Annotated in this window: 12 protein-coding genes; 6 read left to right on the forward strand and 6 right to left on the reverse strand. The window is 37.5% G+C overall.

Features of this window, described 5'->3' with window-relative positions; translation table 11 throughout:
- The first annotated feature begins 284 nt into the window (after positions 1 to 284).
- Positions 285 to 1,940 (forward strand): L,D-transpeptidase family protein, encoded by a 1,656-nt coding sequence (locus B154_RS0114650; protein WP_018615008.1) that lies wholly within the window; start codon positions 285 to 287, stop codon positions 1,938 to 1,940.
- Positions 1,941 to 2,124: 184 nt separating this feature from the next.
- On the opposite strand, the gene sucC is transcribed toward B154_RS0114650, so the two are convergent.
- Complete coding sequence (gene sucC, locus B154_RS0114655) at positions 2,125 to 3,336, reverse strand: ADP-forming succinate--CoA ligase subunit beta (RefSeq protein ID WP_018615009.1); 1,212 nt, start codon at positions 3,334 to 3,336, stop codon at positions 2,125 to 2,127.
- A gap of 326 nt (positions 3,337 to 3,662) precedes the next feature.
- Here sucC and B154_RS0114660 point away from each other — a divergent pair, with 326 nt between their 5' ends.
- Positions 3,663 to 6,116, forward strand: coding sequence for a TonB-dependent receptor domain-containing protein (locus B154_RS0114660; protein ID WP_018615010.1), 2,454 nt, complete (start codon positions 3,663 to 3,665; stop codon positions 6,114 to 6,116).
- 112 nt (positions 6,117 to 6,228) lie between these two features.
- Here the strand turns inward: B154_RS0114660 and B154_RS0114665 are convergent, their stop codons facing one another.
- Positions 6,229 to 8,700 (reverse strand): glycoside hydrolase family 95 protein, encoded by a 2,472-nt coding sequence (locus B154_RS0114665; protein WP_211217501.1) that lies wholly within the window; start codon positions 8,698 to 8,700, stop codon positions 6,229 to 6,231.
- A gap of 174 nt (positions 8,701 to 8,874) precedes the next feature.
- On the opposite strand from B154_RS0114665, the gene B154_RS0114670 reads away from it, so the two are divergent.
- From B154_RS0114670 to B154_RS0114680, 3 genes are all read left to right on the forward strand, one after another.
- On the forward strand, positions 8,875 to 9,822 hold the full coding sequence (locus B154_RS0114670) for an SGNH/GDSL hydrolase family protein (RefSeq protein WP_018615013.1): 948 nt from the start codon (positions 8,875 to 8,877) through the stop codon (positions 9,820 to 9,822).
- Positions 9,823 to 9,979: 157 nt separating this feature from the next.
- A complete protein-coding gene (locus tag B154_RS0114675; protein WP_018615014.1) occupies positions 9,980 to 10,438 on the forward strand; it encodes a (2Fe-2S)-binding protein in 459 nt (152 codons plus the stop codon).
- Positions 10,439 to 10,440: 2 nt separating this feature from the next.
- On the forward strand, positions 10,441 to 12,651 hold the full coding sequence (locus B154_RS0114680) for a xanthine dehydrogenase family protein molybdopterin-binding subunit (RefSeq protein WP_018615015.1): 2,211 nt from the start codon (positions 10,441 to 10,443) through the stop codon (positions 12,649 to 12,651).
- Between the two features lie 184 nt (positions 12,652 to 12,835).
- Here B154_RS0114680 and B154_RS33915 read toward each other — a convergent pair whose 3' ends face one another.
- From B154_RS33915 to B154_RS0114700, 4 genes are all read right to left on the reverse strand, one after another.
- Positions 12,836 to 13,300: a YqaE/Pmp3 family membrane protein gene (locus B154_RS33915; RefSeq protein ID WP_018615016.1), complete on the reverse strand. Its 465-nt coding sequence runs from the start codon at positions 13,298 to 13,300 to the stop codon at positions 12,836 to 12,838.
- Between the two features lie 278 nt (positions 13,301 to 13,578).
- Positions 13,579 to 14,007 (reverse strand): hypothetical protein, encoded by a 429-nt coding sequence (locus B154_RS28670; RefSeq protein WP_018615017.1) that lies wholly within the window; start codon positions 14,005 to 14,007, stop codon positions 13,579 to 13,581.
- A gap of 266 nt (positions 14,008 to 14,273) precedes the next feature.
- Entirely contained in the window at positions 14,274 to 16,184 is a 1,911-nt protein-coding gene (gene dnaK, locus B154_RS0114695) for a molecular chaperone DnaK (RefSeq protein WP_018615018.1), read from the reverse strand.
- Positions 16,185 to 16,273: 89 nt separating this feature from the next.
- Positions 16,274 to 16,765, reverse strand: a complete 492-nt coding sequence (locus B154_RS0114700; protein ID WP_018615019.1) for a GtrA family protein — start codon at positions 16,763 to 16,765, stop codon at positions 16,274 to 16,276.
- A 74-nt stretch (positions 16,766 to 16,839) separates the two neighbouring features.
- Here B154_RS0114700 and argS point away from each other — a divergent pair, with 74 nt between their 5' ends.
- On the forward strand, positions 16,840 to 18,732 hold the full coding sequence (argS, locus tag B154_RS0114705) for an arginine--tRNA ligase (RefSeq protein WP_018615020.1): 1,893 nt from the start codon (positions 16,840 to 16,842) through the stop codon (positions 18,730 to 18,732).
- Positions 18,733 to 18,856: the final 124 nt, after the last annotated feature.

Raw genomic sequence — 18,856 nt, forward strand, 5'->3', positions numbered from 1 at the left:
ACCCAAAAAAATGTAATAGATTGTCACAAGGTGAATTACTTGTTTAAAAAAGAACACAGGATTTTAATTCAGACTCAAAGTTACTCCACATCTTTTTTTGGAAAGTACTCAACTAAAGCTAAATAAATGATCGTCAATCATTCTTAATGATAAGCTTAAATACTGAAAATAGAGATTTCATAACAGCAGGTTATTAAAAGATTTTCATAAAAAAACCCATCCAAAACCTTCTTATTTTATTACCTCTGATTGCGGGCATGCGATTTGCAAAATAGAGATCAATTATGAAAAGATTTATAGCCTACCTCACATTGATTTTAATTTTCGCCGCCTGTAAAAACAATAAAAATGATAAAGAAACAACAAACGGAACTGATAATGAAAAAACTGAGAACACAAAGAAAATAACAAAAAGAGATTATAGCATAAATTCCTCAAATTCTTATTCTGATCTTTTTCTTGACAGCACTGACGTAGAAAATTTTATTGCTGAAAAAAAATTAAACGACACCTTAACGAGGCGGATAAGAAGTTTTTATAACGCACGTAATTACCAGTATGCCTGGTTTGCAAGCGATGGAGTAACAGAGCAGGGCCGAAGCTTCTGGAATTTGCATCAATACTATACGACTTATAATAGCGACACCACTTTAGATGATAAAGCGCTAAAGAAAAAAATGAATGCATTGGTAAGTGTGGACACATTATCGGTAAAAGCTTCTGATAAATCAATCGCCAATACTGAAATAACACTTACTGAGCACTTTATTCAATATATATTGGATAATTATAAATCAGGGGAAATAAAGCGCAAAGAACTGGAAAGGTTTGTTCCTTTTAAAAAAGAAGAAGCGATGTCCCTGGCCGATTCTTTGCTCACAAAAAAGCATAAGGATAACAAATATTATTCTGATGTAAATCCTGCGTATAAGTTCCTCAAAGACCAGCTACAAAAGTATTTTGACATAGCAAAAAAGGGAGGCTGGCAATCTGTAGACGCGGCTCAAAAGAAGATAAAAAAAGGCGATTCATCGCTTGCTATTTCAGCAATTAAGAAAAGACTGCAAATGACAGGCGAAATGCCCGCAGGTGATACTACACAAACTTTTGATGATCAGCTCGCACGTGCTGTTAAAACGTTTCAGATCAGTCACGGCCTGACGCCTGACGCCATTATAACTCCTTCCCTTATAAAGGAAATGAACGTTCCTGCTCTTAAAAGAGTTGAGCAGTTATTAATAAATATGGGAAGAATGCGCTGGATGCTTAACCATACAGAAGGAAACTTAATAACGGTCAATCTTCCTGAATTTGTATTGCATGTTTATGAAGGGAAAAATAAAGTATTTGATATGAATGTAGTGGTAGGAAAAGAAGGACACAATACGACCATCTTTACCGGGAACCTTAACCAGATAGTTTTTAGTCCCTATTGGAATATACCTTCTAACATAGTTGAAAAGGAAATACTTCCTGCCATGGAAAATGATCCGGACTATTTGTCAAAAAACGAGATGGAAGAAGTTGGAGAACCGGTTGATGGTATACCTGTTATAAGACAATTGCCTGGGCCAAAAAATTCCCTGGGCAAGGTTAAATTCCTGTTTCCAAACAGCTACGATATATACTTTCATGATACCCCTGCTAAGAGCCTTTTTAATAAAGATAAGAGAGCTTACAGCCATGGTTGCATACGCCTAAGCGATCCGGTAAAAATGGCAAATTATCTTCTGCGAAATCAAAAGGAATGGACCCCGGAGAAAATAGAAGAGGCAATGAACAGTGGGGAAGAACAATTTGTAAAGCTTAAAAATCCTATTCCTGTGCTTATCACTTATTACACTGCATGGGTAGATGAAAAAGGAATGTTGAACTTCAGGGATGACATTTATGGCCATGATGCTAATCTTATTCAAAAAATGTTTACTAACCCGTTATAATAAATAAAGAAATAATATGGAAAGTAACCATAACGTCAGTAAAATAGCCAGGCATAGAAATAACAAGAAAAAATTTATTTTAAAATTGGATGTATACCAACATTAATAGCAATACAAAAGTTTTGTACAAAAAAAAGATCCTGCCATTACGGTAGGATCTTTTTTACATCATTCAAGTATATGTTTAGGCAACAGCTCTTCTTACTAATTCGGCTGCTTCGCTAAGTTGAATAGCGCTCTGCACTTTCAAGCCACTTTCGTCTATCAGTTTCTTCGCTTCTTCCGCATTAGTTCCCTGCAAACGGACAATAATAGGAATTTGAATATTTCCTAACTTATTGTATGCTTCTATAACGCCCGCAGCAACACGATCGCAACGAACAATTCCTCCAAAAATATTTATAAGAATTGCTTTTACGTTAGGATCTTTCATTATTATTTTAAAACCAGCTTCTACAGTTTGTGCATTTGCTGTGCCACCAACATCAAGAAAGTTAGCAGGTTCTCCCCCACTTAATTTAATCATGTCCATGGTAGCCATTGCAAGGCCGGCGCCATTTACCATACAACCTACATTACCATCTAATTTTACAAAATTCAAATTATATTGGCCTGCTTCAACTTCTGTAGGATCTTCTTCAAAAACGTCTCTCATTGCAGCCACATCCGGATGACGCATTAAAGCATTTTCATCAATGTTCATCTTACAATCAACTGCAATAATTTTTTCATCTGCTGTTTTAAACATTGGGTTAATTTCAACCATACTACAATCTAAGCCTACATATGCATTGTACAAATTTGTCACGAACTTCACACAGTTTTTAAAAGCCTCTCCATGCAACCCAAAGTTGAAAGCAATTTTTCTTGCCTGGAAACCAGGAAGACCGCCTCCAGGAAATACCCATTCTTTAAATATTTTCTCAGGTGTTTTATGCGCCACTTCCTCTATATCCATACCCCCTTCGGTACTGTACATGATAACATTCTGACCTTTTGTACGGTCAAGTAAAATACTTAAATAAAACTCCTTTACAGGGTTAGGGCCGGGATAATAAACATCCTGCGCTATCAGCACTTTATTTACTTTCTTACCTGCAGCACCTGTTTGAATAGTAACGAGTGTACCACCCAAAATATTTTTAGTAATATTAGAAATGTCTTCAAGACTTTTTCCTACAGCAACACCCCTTTGTTCTTTACCTTGTATTTTACCTTTACCACGCCCGCCGGCATGTATCTGGGCTTTTACTACAGCAAAGTTATTGCCGGTGTCATTCTTAATTTGCCTGTAAGCTTCTTCAGCAGCCATTACGGTATCTACTGCAATGCCTTCCTGTACAGGAACATTATATTTCTTCAGTAATTCCTTAGCCTGGTATTCATGCAAATTCATAGCTACATTATTTTGAGGCGAAGATAATTGAATTACAAATTGAAGGATGTATTAAAGTGAAATTTTGTTGCAGTCATTTGTTCTTCTAATAGCCTTAATCTTGTCTATGTACTATCTTCTACTTTATTAAGTATATGTGGGAAGAACCAAAGATGTTCCGTTAATCGTGATCCACTCGGCAAGTAAAATACTATCACTCCTATTTTTTGCCACTCATCCAATTATATAACCGCTCATAACAATACAAGCTACTATATTATACATAGTACCAATCTTTGTGATGTAATCTTGTATAACTAGTACTGTCAGAAATAAAAAAAACAATCATGAAAAAAATAATTACACTGTTAAGCGTGGTCTTTACAACAGTGTCATTGCTTGGTTTCTCGCAACCACATAATGGCAAAATAAATGGAAGCGTTACGGATGGAAATACCAAAATAATTGAATCTGCCACTATTACCTTATTAAGGGTTAAAGACTCTTCAATAGCGAAAATCAGTGCATCAGATAAAGTTGGCAATTTTCGTTTTGATAACATAGCAAGCGGAAAATATTTTGTTTCTATTTCGGCTGTCGGGCATGAAACAGCTTATTCTGAAGTTGCTGAAATAAATGAAAAAATTAGCTCTGTAACTTTAAAAACAATCCGCCTGGTACCGCAATCAAAATCACTGGGTACAGTTACCGTAACAGCTAAAAGACCTCTAATAGAACAAAGGCCCGGGATGACAGTACTAAACGTAGACGCATCGCCAACAAATACAGGTGCAAATGCTTTGGAACTTTTAGAAAAATCACCGGGAGTGTCTGTTGATAATGATGGAAACATTAGCCTTAAAGGTAAGCAGGGGGTGTTGATACTGATTGATGGTAAGCCTACTTATATGAGTCCGACAGACCTTGCTGCATTTCTAAAAAACATGCAAAGCAGTAACCTCGACCAGATTGAAATAATGACAAATCCTCCGGCAAAATATGACGCTTCGGGCAATTCAGGTATCATTAATATAAAAACAAAAAAAGGGAATATAAAAGGTATGAATGGCACTGCTAACATCGGTTATTCACAATCCGTTTACAGCCGGTTTAATGGCAGTACCAACATCAACTACCGTAATAATAAGCTTAACTTATTTGGCGGTTATAATGGAGGCACCTATGAAGGTTATAACAATATGACGATAGATCGCAAATTTTATAATGATGATAAAACTTTAGCAGGAAGCGGAGACCAATTTTCATACAGGCATTTTAAAGGGAACTATCAAAGTGTAAAAGCGGGAATGGACTACTATTTCTCTAAAAAAGACGTTGCAGGTTTTGTAGTCAACGGATATTTTGGTGATAATAAGCAACCTAATAATTCAACAAGTTCGACTGTACGCGATGCATCAGAAAATATTCTTTACAGGCTTAGATCTACTGCAGCCAATCCTTCTTCATACAACAACGTCTCTGCAAATGGAAATTACAAGCATACTTTCGACTCTACCGGCCGTGAAGTAAGCGTAGATGTGGATTATGCATTTTATAACAACAAAACGAATAACATTTTAAATACACAAAGTTTTGACGAAAACGATATAAAAGATGGCAATACTATAAGTCTGCTGGGCTCCATTCCCTCAAAAATAAATATTTACAGCGGAAAGCTTGATTATGTACATCCATTTAAAAGTGGAATAAAACTTGAAACCGGCCTTAAAACAAGTTATGTAGAAACAGACAACCAGGTTACATATCTGAGGAACAATGGTAGCGACTGGAGCCAGGATGACAGAAGTAATCATTTTGTATACAAAGAAAATATAAACGCTGCCTATGCAATTTTTTCTAAAAAAATGAAGAAATGGGATTTGACAGCAGGCTTGCGTTTGGAGAATACAATTTCCAAAGGACACCAGGTTAAAAATGACTCAACCTTTAATCGCAACTACACTAACCTGTTTCCTAATATAGGTCTTGCCTATAGCGCAAACGATAAAAACCAGATAAATTTCAGTTACAGTCGTAGGGTTAACAGGCCTGATTATGAAGATCTTAACCCATTTATCTACTTTATAGACTCGCTCACCTATGGCCAGGGAAATCCGTACCTGCAGCCGCAGTTTACGCACAACTTCGAACTCAGCCACACCTATAATAAATTCCTCACAACCACTATTAACTACACGCAGACCAACGGTATTATGACGCAGATATTAAAGCAGGATGCACAAAAGAAAACGACTTATCAAACTACGGAAAATCTAAGCAGCATGAAGCAATTTGGTATCGCGGTAACAGTAAATATGCCTGTAACAAAATGGTGGAATATAAACCTTTACACCAATGTTTTTAATAATCACTACAAAGGTATTTATGGCACTGATCCAATAGATATACAATTGACAAGTTTAATGGGCAATATGACAAACAGTTTTACGATGGGCAAAGGCTGGAATGCAGAAGTAAGCGGCTGGTTTCGCAGCAATGGAGCAGAAGGACTTTTGATAGCTGAAAAAATGGGTGCATTAAATTCAGCAATATCAAAACAAGTACTGAAGAAAAAAGGCACAATTAAAATGGGCGTAAGCGATATCTTCAATACCCAGCAGTTTCACGGTTATGCAAAATATAGTGTTGTAGATGTAAAAGTAGCTGGATACAGAACCAGCCGTCAGTTGAACATTAACTTCATATATCGATTTGGTAAGACAAATATTCCATCAGAGCGCAGGAAAACCGGCGGTGCTAATGATGAGCAAAACAGGGTTAAAAGTGGTGGAGGAAATTAATTGTACCAAGGTTAACTTTTTCAGAGATAAGACCTCAAATAATTAAGTCCCAATGACGTGGGACTTAATTATTAATGAAAAATACAACCAGTATTAAATTTTATAACTCATATCATAATGGAACAAGTGTATAAGCTTTTCCTTTTTGAGCTATAAAAGATAATACGTAACCAATATTCATTTTTTGTGTCTTTGCAATTACTCCTTCTATTTTTACTGGTTGCGAAGTTCTTAGTTTACAAGGCCCACCAACACCTGCTTTGATAGTCGCTGTAGTCAACTGCTTACTTTTCCAATCTATGTCTATTTCAAAACCACCTCTTGCTTTTAAACCCTTTACCTGTCCTTCCTCCCATGCGTCAGGAAGCGCAGGAAGCAAGTGCAGTTCACCTAAATGACTTTGAAGTAGCATTTCACTCATGCCAGCCGTTCCACCAAAATTTCCATCTATTTGAAAAGGCGGATGAGCGTCAAAAAAATTAGGATAAGTTCCCCCGCCCCCGGAGTAATTGGTTCCTTCCTGACCTGTAGCGTGTAGTAAGTCCCTCACCAATAAATAAGCGTGATTACCATCAAGCAGCCTTGCCCAAAAATTAATTTTCCAGGCCTTACTCCAGCCTGTTCCCTCATCGCCTCTTATTTCCAATGTTTTTTTCGCTGCTGCAGCAAACTCAGGCGTAGCAATTGGTGAAATCTGCCTACCTGGATGCAGCCCAAACAAATGCGAGACGTGTCTATGGTGCACCTCCACGTCTTCCCAGTCTTTATCCCATTCCTGCAGGTTGCCCTTGTGACCAATATGCATGGGATATAATTTCTTTTTCTTTGCAATCAACAGGGTACGAAAATCACTATCAAAACCCAATTCTTTTGAAGCGTCAATCAGGTTTGTAAATAAATCCCAAACAATAGACATGTCCATGGTGGTGGCAACAGACACTTCAGAAACTTTACCTTTGGCATAACTGAAAACATTTTCAGGAGAAACAGATGGGGCTACTACAAGGTACCCATCTTTATCTTCTACAAGCCAGCTTAAACAAAAGGTCGCTGCTCCTTTCATTAATGGATAAGCAGTGTCTTTTAGAAATTTTTTATCACCTGTAAAGCGGTAATGTTCCCATAAATGCTGGCATAACCAGTTGCCACCCTGCGCCCAGTTAGCCCACTTAGGGTCTCCGGTTTTTTGTCCCACAGGATTTGACAGAGCCCATATATCTGTATTATGATGTGCTACCCACCCCGGCAAATTATAAAATTGTTTTGCTGTTACTTTGCCCGTAATCGAAAGTTCTTTTATCAAATCAAAAAGCGGCATATGCATTTCTGACAAATTCGTTACTTCTGCAGGCCAGTAATTCATCTGGGTATTGATATTAATAGTAAAATTGGAACTCCATGGCGGCCTTAATTCCTTATTCCATATTCCCTGCAGATTTGCAGCTGTGCCACCCGGTCTTGAACATGAAATAAGCAGGTACCGGCCATACTGAAAATACATCGTTTCTATGCCCGGATCATAAGCTCCTTTTGTGTATGACTGAAGGCGTTCATCAGATGGTAAGGAGGCATTTTTATTCTCTGTAGTATCTTTTAAAGTAAAAGAGAACCGTTTAAAATATTTGTGATAATCAGATAAGTGGTTTTTTAATAATTGCTGATATGATTTATGCACTGCTTTTTCCAGGTATTGCTGAGCCAGCTTATTCTCATCTTTTCCGTCTTTATCAGGGCATTTATCAAACCCGTTGAAACTGGTAGCTGCTGATAAAAATAAAATAGCTTCAGATGCGTTGCCGATGTGTATGCCTGCAGTATCAGCCTTAACAGTCCCATCTTTTGTAACAGCTTTTATTCGTAATTGAAACCGCATTCCATTACATCCCGTTGTATCTTCATATGCAACAGGATCTTTGTCAGTGTTATGATAACTCGGATCTACATGAACAGGGGCTTTTCCCTTCATTATCAGTTCATCGTTACCTGATGCAACAAGTTGATAAAGCAACAGGCTTTTTGTACTTACTGAGAAATTTAATTGATTAGGCTTGCCGGAGGTTAAACGAATAACAATTACCTGGTCAGGTGCGGAGGAAAATATTTCACGTGTAAACTCAGTTCCGTCAATGGTAAACTTGGTTGTAGAAATTGCATCCTCTATGTTTAAATCGCGATAGTAAGATGAAGGAGTCGTGTCTTTAAAATTTTGTTTAATTAAAAGATCTCCCAACGGCATATAGGACTCAGTAAAAACACCTTGCATTTTTTTTGCTAATGCAATGGCGGTTTCGTAATCTTCGTCTTTCATTAATGCCTTTCTAATTAGTGGCAAGTATTTAGGTGCATCAGGATTTACATTTGTTTTTACCGGCCCACCAGACCATAAAGTACTTTCATTTAACTGTATTAATTCTTCGCTTACTTTACCAAATACCATAGCACCTAACCTTCCATTTCCAATAGGCAAGGCTTCCGTCCATACAGCGGCCGGCTTTTTATACCAAAGCTTAAGATTTTGCTGGGCCAGTAGTTGAGAAAAAATTAGCATGATGCTAAAAAAGACAAATAATAATTTTTTAGTCATAATCGTTAGTGCACTTTGGTTAACCGTTGTTATTAGAAATTATTTGAAAACATATGGATTGCAAATAGAAATCATTTAAGGCAAAAATGCTGAATTTTTCTTACAGCCAACTTCACTTTTCCTTCTTGTCAAGTCGAACTTTTCATAATTAAAAGTTTTCGTTTATTTTCAATTATGAATACGTTTACCCGTACTGCTTTCTTCCTTATCTTACTTTGTTTTCAATGGGCCAATGCATGTTACTCCCAAGCTCTTTCTGCGAAAGTGAAACGAATAGTTTTTCTTGGCAACAGTATAACCTACGCCGGTAATTATATTAATGACATTGAAGCTTATTTTATTTCACATTTTCCCGAAAAGCATTTAGAATTTATTAATGTAGGCTTACCTAGCGAAACGGTTTCGGGCTTATCAGAGGTGGGGCATGCCGGGGGTAAATTTCCAAGACCTGATCTTCATGAACGATTGGAGCGGGTTCTTGCTCAGACAAAGCCAGATCTTGTATTTACCTGTTATGGAATGAATGACGGAATTTATATGCCTTTTGATAATAGCCGTTTTACGAAATTTAAAGAAGGAATCAACTGGATGCATACTATGATTGTGAAGAGCGGCGCGAGGTGTATACATCTTACCCCACCTGTATACGACGAGTTTAAAGGTAAGAGTATTGGTTACGCTGAAGTTTTAGACCAGTATTCAAATTGGTTATTAAGCTTACGCTCCGAAAAAAAATGGGAAGTAATAGATATTCATTACCCTATGAAAAAATATCTTGAAGCACATAGAAAAGTTGATTCAATATTTAATCTAAAAGGTTTTGCGTTGGCAGATGATGGCGTACATCCAGGCGAAACAGGACACTGGATCATGGCACGGAAAATTCTGGCATATCTAGGCTGTAAAGGTGCTGTTGCTTCTCCCGGTATATCTGAAAGTCTTGCCGCAGATGCTAACGGCATACAAATTTTAAAGCTGGTTGAACAGAGACAGTTGATGATGAAACATGCATGGCTTACAGCTACTAAATATATACGTCCCGACATTCCTGAGGGATTGCCACTTAAGGAGGCACTGGAAAAATACGTTGAAATAGAGCATGAAATACTTGCTTTACAATAAACAGAGAACTTATAAAGATAAGATATTAATTAAGTAACCGACAGGTAAATAATTGATTGCCACAGCAAGAAACTAATAGAATAAAATTTGTATCTATTGTTTGTGAAGCAAAACCTATTTTCCTTATTTTTATAAATAATTTATAATCAATCAAGTTATGGCGATTTATAAGCTTCATATTAACGGCAAAGAGCAGGAAGCAGATGTAGCTCCGGATACTCCTTTGTTGTGGGTCCTGCGGGATCACCTGGGTTTGGTAGGAACCAAGTTTGGATGCGGAATAGCGCAATGCGGAGCATGTACTGTTCACTTTGATGGTGTTGCTGTAAGGTCTTGCATGTTACCTGTATCTTCTGTAGGTTCTTCCAAAATTACGACTATAGAGGGGTTGTCTGAAAATGGAGATCATCCTTTACAAGTAGCATGGAATGAAGTAGATGTACCTCAATGTGGTTATTGCCAGGCTGGGCAGATTATGACAGCTGCTGCACTTTTGAAGCAGAATCCGAACCCTACCTATGAACAAATAGATGGAACAATGCATGGTAATATATGCCGTTGCGGAGCATATCACCGTATTCGTGAAGCAATAAAATTAGCCAGTACTAAAATTTGATTATGTCTACCAACAATAAAAATAACAGGCGGGAATTTTTAAAAATGTCAGCTCTCACCGGAGGTGGATTGCTGCTGGGTTTTAGCTGGTTTGGTGCTGATGCAAAAGCGCCGGCAGTTGTTGATAAAGCAGGTGTAGCAGGAACGGGCGCTTTTAATAGTTATTTATCTATTTCTACTGATGGAACCATAACCATTCTTTCTCCAAACCCCGAGTTGGGACAGAACATTATGACTTCTTTTCCTATGATTGTAGCAGAGGAACTCGATGCAGATTGGACAAAAGTAAAAGTGATCCAAGCTCCTCTGGACACCAAGAATTTTGACAGGCAGGTAACCGGCGGTAGCGGCGCTGTTCCACATTCCTGGAAATTATTAAGGAATGCAGGAGCTACTGCAAGACACATGTTAATACAGGCGGCTGCACAACGGTGGAATGTTTTACCTGAAGAATGTACAGCAAATAATGGTTTTGTACTTCATTCAAAATCTTCAAGAAAATTAAGCTTTGGTGATCTTGCAGAAGAAGCTTCTAAAATTCCAGCTCCAACTGAAATAAAGCTGAAGGACAGAAAAGATTTCAAACTTATTGGAAAAGAAATAAAAAATGTTGCAAACAAGGATATTGTGACAGGTAAAGGGCTTTTCGGGTTGGATTTTTACAGGGAGGGAATGTTGTTTGCGGTACTGCAGCGTCCACCTGCTTTTGGCACTAAAATTAAGTCAGTAGATGCTGACGCCGCAAAAGCTTTGCCGGGAATTGTTGATGTGGTTACTTTTAAAAACAATGTGGCCGTAGTAGGTAAATCAACGTGGGAAGTGATGAAGGCAAGAAAGGTTTTAAAGATTGATTATGAAAAAGACGGCAATATTGAAAGCTCAAGTGATCATGACCAATTATTTAAATCATTATTAGAAACAGGAACTGCTACTGTGCGAAGAAAGGATGGAGACACCGAAGCTGCGTTTAAAAATGCTGATAAAACTATAAAAAGTGAATACCAGTGCCCTTTTTTATCGCATAGCCCTATGGAACCAATGAACTTTTTTGCCCATGTACGTGCAGATGGAGTAGAATTAGTTGGACCGACGCAAACGCCTGCAAGTGCGCGTGAAGCGACTTCAAAATTATTAGGCATACCGGAAGATAAAATCACTTTAAATATAACCCGCTTAGGTGGCGGTTTCGGAAGACGCTTAAAAACAGATTACGTAACCGAAGCTGCTGAATTATCTAATCTTATAAAAGCGCCGGTGAAAGTAATATGGTCACGGGAGGACGATATGACGGGAGGAAGCTACCGGCCTGCGGTTCGTTACCGGTTTGAGGCTGCTTTAGATACCAGCGGAAATATGATAGGATATAAATTAAGAGGCGTCGGAATAAATTCTGGAAATTGTACACGTGAAGATAATTTCCCATCAGGGGCAGTAGATAATTTATTGATAGATACTGTTGAACACGTATCACCTATCACAACAGGTGCATGGCGAGCTCCAATTACTAACTTTCTGGCTTTTGCAGAACAAGCCTTCCTTGATGAGGTTGCACATGCTGCCGGTAAAGATCCGGTTCAGTTTAGATTGGAGCTTTTACAAAAAGCAAAAAAGGCGCCGGTGGGTGAAATAAAATATGATATTGATAGAATGGAAGGCGTGATAAAATTGGCTGTTGAAAAATCGGGTTGGGGATCGAAAAAAGGAATCTCGCAAGGTTTTAGCGTTTACTTTTCTCATCGTTCATATGTTGCCCAGGTTTGTGAAGTTGCGATGAAAAGCGGAAAACCTGTTGTCAAAAAGATTTATGCTGCTGCAGATTGCGGACAGGTTGTTAATTTAAGTGGAGCACGTCAACAGGTAAGAGGGGGTATCGTAGATGGATTAGGACATGCCATGTTTGGCAAATTATCGTTTAAAGACGGAGCTACAGAACAGAAGAATTTCGATACGTATCGTCTGATACGTATGAAGGAAATACCGGAAATTGAACCATATTTTGTTGATAATGGTATTGACCCAACTGGTTTAGGGGAGCCGGCCCTTCCGCCTACCGGCGGAGCGGTCGCAAACGCTATTTTTGCTGCGACCGGCAAGCGTGTCAAAAATCAACCATTTATGGAAGAACCCGTTTTTAAAAGCAGTAATAAGGCCATTAATAAAACTAAGCATAGCAAGCTTCCAACCAGCAGCCTGGAAAGAGAAAAGAGGTCGTAGGAAAAGTTGCAGAATTTAAATAAGGCAGATAAAAGAAAAATATCTATAAAAGAGGGTGTCCAAAAAGGCATCCTCTTTTATTATTGAGTGGTTTTAGAGTTCCCGCTATAGCTTGCCGTATAAAAAAGGCTGCTTAAAGTAAAAGTTTGAGCAGCCTTTCAATTTTAATAAACAGTGTCTTTTATTACGTACCGCTTAAAATAACATACAAAGCATAAATAATGCCTGGTAATGACCCTAAAAAGAAAATTCCTGCAAAGCCAAAAAGAAGATAGCCTAAGAGTGTAAGTAACACTGAAATCCAAAACCTGTTGTTTATTTCGCCTTCATGCAAATAAACGGCTAAAGGCGGTATAAGAATACCAATTATTACAAGTAATAAGGTATTTGTACTAACATCGCTCCCTTGTTTTTTCTGAGCCTTGTATTCTTTAATAGCTTTCTTCATTTCCTTGATCCTGCTCTTTTTTTCATGCTTTGAAAGACTATTAAATTCTTTCATAGCTTCCTCTATGGTTGCAGTAGCTGGCTCCTTAGCTAGCGAAGTATCAGGCTTTTTTACTTCTCCCTTACTAAAGGCAGCAAAGGAAACACAGGGAGAAAAATACATTAAGAATAAAAAAATAAAAAGAGTAAATTTTGTTTTCATATCTTTTTTCTGATTTGGCAGATTAAAGCAATTTTTTAATAAAATTGTTTAACCTACTATACATTTTTGAAAATAGTAAATAATTTTTCAAATGTAGTATAAGTTTTTGTGGCAAAATATGGCAGCTGCGGTACGTGAATAACTTTATTAAGTGAAGGAACAACACACACAGTACGAATAAATGGCGTTTAGTAACAGAACAAGTAGTGTTAGATTTCTTTAATTAATTCTTTTACTTATAGCATTAAAGATGTTAACAAAGAAGGGACCGTTTTATTTTACCTGTTTACGGCATTCCAAACAGAATTAGGAACATCTAACAAATATTTAAAATCTCCCCTGATTGCTTTCAGAGCGTATTTTTCCTTTTCGATTTCTACCCTTGTTCTAAAACCAAGTTTTCGTAAAATAGGTAAGGCAGTTGTTCCGTTTTTTGCTATTGTATTTAATGCTACAATAGAGGCTGCCAATGATAATGCAAACCACTTTTTATTAACAGTTAGACCTAAGATCACACCAGCGATGTTTATTGCAGTGCTTTCCAATTGCAACACCCTTTCAATATCCCACTCATCATCCAATGCTACCAGTCTGGCTGTTATATCTTCCTGATCGTGATAATAACGATTCAACTTTTCCTGAATTTCTTTTTCTGCTTCAGTAGAATGTTCTAACGTTATGTCTGTTTCTTGTTCTAAATTTTCCATACTTTATTTTTAAAAAGAGAATTCATTTTTCGTACCAACTTTATTTGTTACCATGAAGATGACGGGAAAAAATTAAACTATGCAGTGTTGCGAAAATCATTCAACAAAAGACTCAAAGAATACACTTTCTAAAATAAGGTGCTTCGAACATATAAAACTTGTGCTAACTTTTTAATAGAATTTCCTTATCAGCTATATTATGTATAAAACAAAAATCCCCGCCAAAAGATGCGGGGACTTTTATATTCAGATTTACCGAACTAAATTTATTTTACTTCTTCAAACTCAGCATCAGTTACGGTTTCACCTGCATTAGTGTCAGCACCACCTGTGCCTGCACCTTGTCCGTTGCTACCTGGCTGTTCTCCTGCTCCTTGAGTTGCTTTATACATATCTTCACTAGCTGCAGTCCAGGCAGTATTCATTTCATTTAATGCTGTATCTATACTTGCCACATCCTGCGATTTGTGAGCGTCCCTTAATTTATTTAAAGCAGCTTCGATAGGTGCCTTTTTATCTGCCGGAATTTTATCGCCATACTCTTTCAGTTGCTTTTCAGTTTGGAAGATTAAACTATCAGCCTGGTTGATTTTTTCAACTTTTTCACGAGCTTCTTTATCCGCAGCTTCGTTGGCTTTAGCTTCATTCTTCATTTTTTCTATCTCATCCTTGCTTAATCCGCTACCTGCTTCTATGCGTATGTTATGAGATTTTCCGGTTCCTTTATCTTTAGCGGTAACATGTAAAATACCATTAGCATCAATGTCAAAAGTCACTTCAATCTGAGGAACACCTCTGGGTGCAGGTGGAATACCATCAAGGTTAAACATACCTAAGCTCTTATTTTGATTAGCCATAGGTCTTTCACCTTGCAATACGTGTATTTGTACGCCAGGCTGGTTATCGCTTGCTGTAGAAAACACTTCAGTTTTCTTTGTAGGAATAGTAGTGTTGCTTTCTATCAAACGAGTCATGACACCTCCCATTGTTTCAATACCAAGACTTAGCGGAGTAACATCAAGTAACAATACATCTTTCACCTCACCGGTTAATACACCACCTTGTATCGCTGCTCCAATTGCTACAACTTCATCAGGATTTACTCCCTTACTTGGTTTTTTGCCAAAGAATTTTTCAACTATTTCCTGTACTTTAGGTATACGTGTACTACCACCTACTAAAATAACTTCATTGATATCATTGGTAGAATAACCGGCATCTTTTAAAGCCTGCTCACAAGGTTTAATACATCTGGCAAATAAATTATCGCTTAGTTGCTCAAACTTAGCGCGACTTAGCTTTTTTACCAGGTGTTTAGGAACTCCATCAATCGCGGTAATATAGGGTAAATTAATTTCTGTTTCAGAAGAAGAGCTCAATTCAACCTTAGCTTTTTCAGACGCTTCTTTTAAACGCTGCCAACTCATTGGATCTTTGCGGAGGTCAACATTTTCATCTTTTTTAAACTCGTCTGCCAACCAGTCCATAATTACTTTATCGAAATCATCTCCACCGAGGTGTGTATCACCATTTGTTGATTTAACTTCAAATACACCTTCACCTAATTCAAGTATAGATATATCGAAAGTACCTCCACCCAAGTCAAATACTGCAATTTTCTGGTCTGCATGTTTTTTATCCAATCCGTAAGCCAAAGCGGCAGCAGTTGGCTCGTTTATAATACGACGTACATTTAAGCCTGCAATTTCGCCGGCTTCTTTGGTAGCTTGCCTTTGTGCATCATTAAAGTAAGCAGGTACCGTGATAACTGCTTCAGTTACTTCTTGTCCCAGGTAATCTTCTGCAGTTTTTTTCATTTTCTGCAAAATCATGGCGCTTATTTCCTGCGGAGAATATTGACGGCCATCTATATCAATACGAACAGTACTATTGTCACCTCTTACGACTTTATAGCTCCAGTGTCCTGCTTCAGATGTCACTTCATCAAATTTGTGACCCATAAAACGCTTAACACTCATGATAGTTTTAGCAGGGTTAGTAATAGCCTGACGCTTTGCAGGGTCACCTACTTTACGTTCGCCGTCTTTTATAAAAGCGACAATACTTGGGGTTGTTCTTCTGCCCTCGTCGTTAGCTATAACCACTGGCTCATTACCTTCCATTACGGCTACGCAACTGTTGGTAGTTCCCAGGTCAATTCCTATAATCTTTCCCATATTTTATCCTTTTGTATTAATATTTAATTGTCAATTAACATTTGTCAATCATTATGCCAAGGGGCAGAAGATGAAAAAATGGCAGAACACTACAGGCTATGCTGTTTAATCTTCTTTATTTTAAAAGTAAAATGTTTTTGGCTGAGATAACTGAATGTAATAACAACAACCGAGGTAAAAATTTTTGAAAGGGTCGGCTCTATATGCAATTGCTCAATAAAAAATTTAAGAAACATATAGTTAAGAGCCATACACGCTAGTACAAGAGAAAAATATCTGACTAATTGAATTCTGCCACGAACATTGCTTTCGGTAAAAACAACATACCTGCTCAGGTAAAAACCAATAGGAAAAGTGAAGCAAAAAGCTGCAACCAGAGCAGCGATGTGAGGGCTCATTGCCAGGGAATAAATTCTTATGATACCTCTTTGTGCAAAAGAAGATTCAAACTCATGAAAAAGAAAAATATCGAGTAAAGTATTAGCACCCCCGCAGGCAGCGTACCTGAAAGTCTGTAAAGGCATAAACTTTCTAAATAACGGATGAAAAAAGTCAATAACCTTAAGAATCAAATCCTTCATTAATGGTGTCTTTTCAAAAAGCGACGAAGATAAGAGTCTTAAATTGTACTTTTGCCGCCCAAATCGTTAAAAGAATGAGTGTCGTTTCAAACATAAAATCTGCTGCTTCTAAGGCCATTAATGAATTATATCAATTTTCAATAAATGAAAACGAAATAACAGTTAATGCCACCAAACCTGAATTTGAAGGTGAATATACAATTGTATTGTTCGCTTTTATTAAGCAATTGAAGAAATCGCCAGAATTACTGGGACAGGAGTTGGGAAGATATCTGGTTGAAAATAACAAAGGGTTATTTTCAGGATTTAACGTAATAAAGGGCTTTTTAAATTTATCAGTCTCCCCCGTCTATTGGACAGGCTTTCTTAAAAATGAATATCAAAATACTTCATTTGGAACATCTGCCAGCACGGGAAGAAAAGTGATGGTTGAATATTCTTCACCCAATACTAATAAGCCGTTGCATCTGGGGCATTTACGCAATAACTTTTTGGGGTGGAGCATTGCAGAAATTTTAGAAGCCTCCGGAAACCAGGTGATTAAGACATGTATTGTGAATGACCGGGGAATACATATATGCAAGAGTATGCTGGCATGGCAGAGACATGGTAATGGGGCAACTCCTGAAAGCACAGGTGAAAAAGGAGACCATTTGGTTGGCGAATACTACGTTCGGTTTGAAGAAGATCTGAAGGCTGAGGCTGCAATTGTTCTCGATCAGTTTTTAAGCAGGGAGTTCGAACATTTATCTGAAGAAGAAGAAAGTGCAGTAATGACGTTGCTCGATGCAATGGATCATGCAGTATTGGCACAAAACAAAGAAAAATACAATGCATTAAAAAGTGAATTGAATGAGATAGCACGCAGCAACACTCCTATTATGAAAGAAGCAAAGCAAATGTTGCTTAAATGGGAACAGGGCGATGCCGAAGTGCTTGAGTTATGGAATAGAATGAATGCCTGGGTTTATGCAGGCTTTGATGAAACCTATAAAAGAATCGGGAGCGATTTTGATAAAATTTACTATGAAAGTAAAACATACTTATTAGGAAAAGATATAGTAGAAGAAGGCTTACAAAAAGGTATTTTATTTAAAAAAGAAGATGGAAGTGTGTGGATTGACCTGACAGCAGAAGGATTGGACCAAAAACTTGTTTTACGGAAAGATGGAACTTCAGTTTACATTACCCAGGACCTGGGTCTTGCCCAATTGAAATACCAGGAGTATGGTATAAATGAAAGCATTTATGTAGTGGGCGATGAGCAAAATTATCACTTAAAAGTGCTGGAGCTGATTTTGCAAAAGTTGCAGTTCCCTTATGCAAATGGCATCACTCACTTAAGCTACGGAATGGTAGAGCTGCCTACGGGTAAAATGAAAAGCCGTGAAGGAACAGTCGTAGATGCGGATGATCTGGTAGATGAGATGATCTCCATTGCTAAAGAGAAAACGGAAGAACTTGGTAAAGTCAAAGATTTTGAAGAAGACGAATTAAAGCAACTACACGATACCATTGGATTAGGAGCTTTAAAGTTTTTTCTGTTAAGAGTTGACCCTAAAAAACGAATGGTGTTCAATCCGGAAGAAAGTATAGATTTTCACGGTTTTACCGGACCTTTTGTTCAATACACGTATGCGCGTATAAAAAGCATTTTACGGAAACAGCAACCAAAAGCAGTTTCTTATGCGGCTAGTCTGCTTCCTATGGAAAAAAATATTTTAGTTAGCCTCGAGCAATTTCCGACAATTATACAGGAAGCAGGGAATGATCACGATCCATCAAAAATTGCCATTTTTGTTTTTAATCTTGCAAAATCTTTTAATTCATTTTACACAGAACATTCGGTTACCAATGCAGAAACAGAAGAGAAAAAGGAACTTCGTTTGCAGTTAGCGCAACTAACTTCCCAGGTAATTGAGACATCTATGAGATTGTTAGGAATCAATGTTCCGCAAAGAATGTAAAACTTTGGCGATTTCTGACCTTTAAACCATCATAACCAAGCTGCTTTATGTATAGAAAATAAATAACTTTACAGAAAGAAAAAATACCGGTTTTAATTAAAACAGATAGTAAAAAACTTTTGAG

Source organism: Segetibacter koreensis DSM 18137 (genome assembly GCF_000374045.1).
Lineage (GTDB): Bacteria > Bacteroidota > Bacteroidia > Chitinophagales > Chitinophagaceae > Segetibacter > Segetibacter koreensis.

Coding starts and splice junctions, on each gene's coding strand:
- B154_RS0114700 (WP_018615019.1), bottom strand. CDS start 16,765: ATGAAGGATTTGATTCTTAAGGTTATTGACTTTTTTCATCCGTTATTT.
- B154_RS0114650 (WP_018615008.1), top strand. CDS start 285: ATGAAAAGATTTATAGCCTACCTCACATTGATTTTAATTTTCGCCGCC.
- B154_RS0114670 (WP_018615013.1), top strand. CDS start 8,875: ATGAATACGTTTACCCGTACTGCTTTCTTCCTTATCTTACTTTGTTTT.
- B154_RS0114665 (WP_211217501.1), bottom strand. CDS start 8,700: ATGACTAAAAAATTATTATTTGTCTTTTTTAGCATCATGCTAATTTTT.
- B154_RS0114680 (WP_018615015.1), top strand. CDS start 10,441: ATGTCTACCAACAATAAAAATAACAGGCGGGAATTTTTAAAAATGTCA.
- B154_RS0114660 (WP_018615010.1), top strand. CDS start 3,663: ATGAAAAAAATAATTACACTGTTAAGCGTGGTCTTTACAACAGTGTCA.
- argS (WP_018615020.1), top strand. CDS start 16,840: ATGAGTGTCGTTTCAAACATAAAATCTGCTGCTTCTAAGGCCATTAAT.
- B154_RS0114675 (WP_018615014.1), top strand. CDS start 9,980: ATGGCGATTTATAAGCTTCATATTAACGGCAAAGAGCAGGAAGCAGAT.
- B154_RS33915 (WP_018615016.1), bottom strand. CDS start 13,300: ATGAAAACAAAATTTACTCTTTTTATTTTTTTATTCTTAATGTATTTT.
- B154_RS28670 (WP_018615017.1), bottom strand. CDS start 14,007: ATGGAAAATTTAGAACAAGAAACAGACATAACGTTAGAACATTCTACT.
- dnaK (WP_018615018.1), bottom strand. CDS start 16,184: ATGGGAAAGATTATAGGAATTGACCTGGGAACTACCAACAGTTGCGTA.
- sucC (WP_018615009.1), bottom strand. CDS start 3,336: ATGAATTTGCATGAATACCAGGCTAAGGAATTACTGAAGAAATATAAT.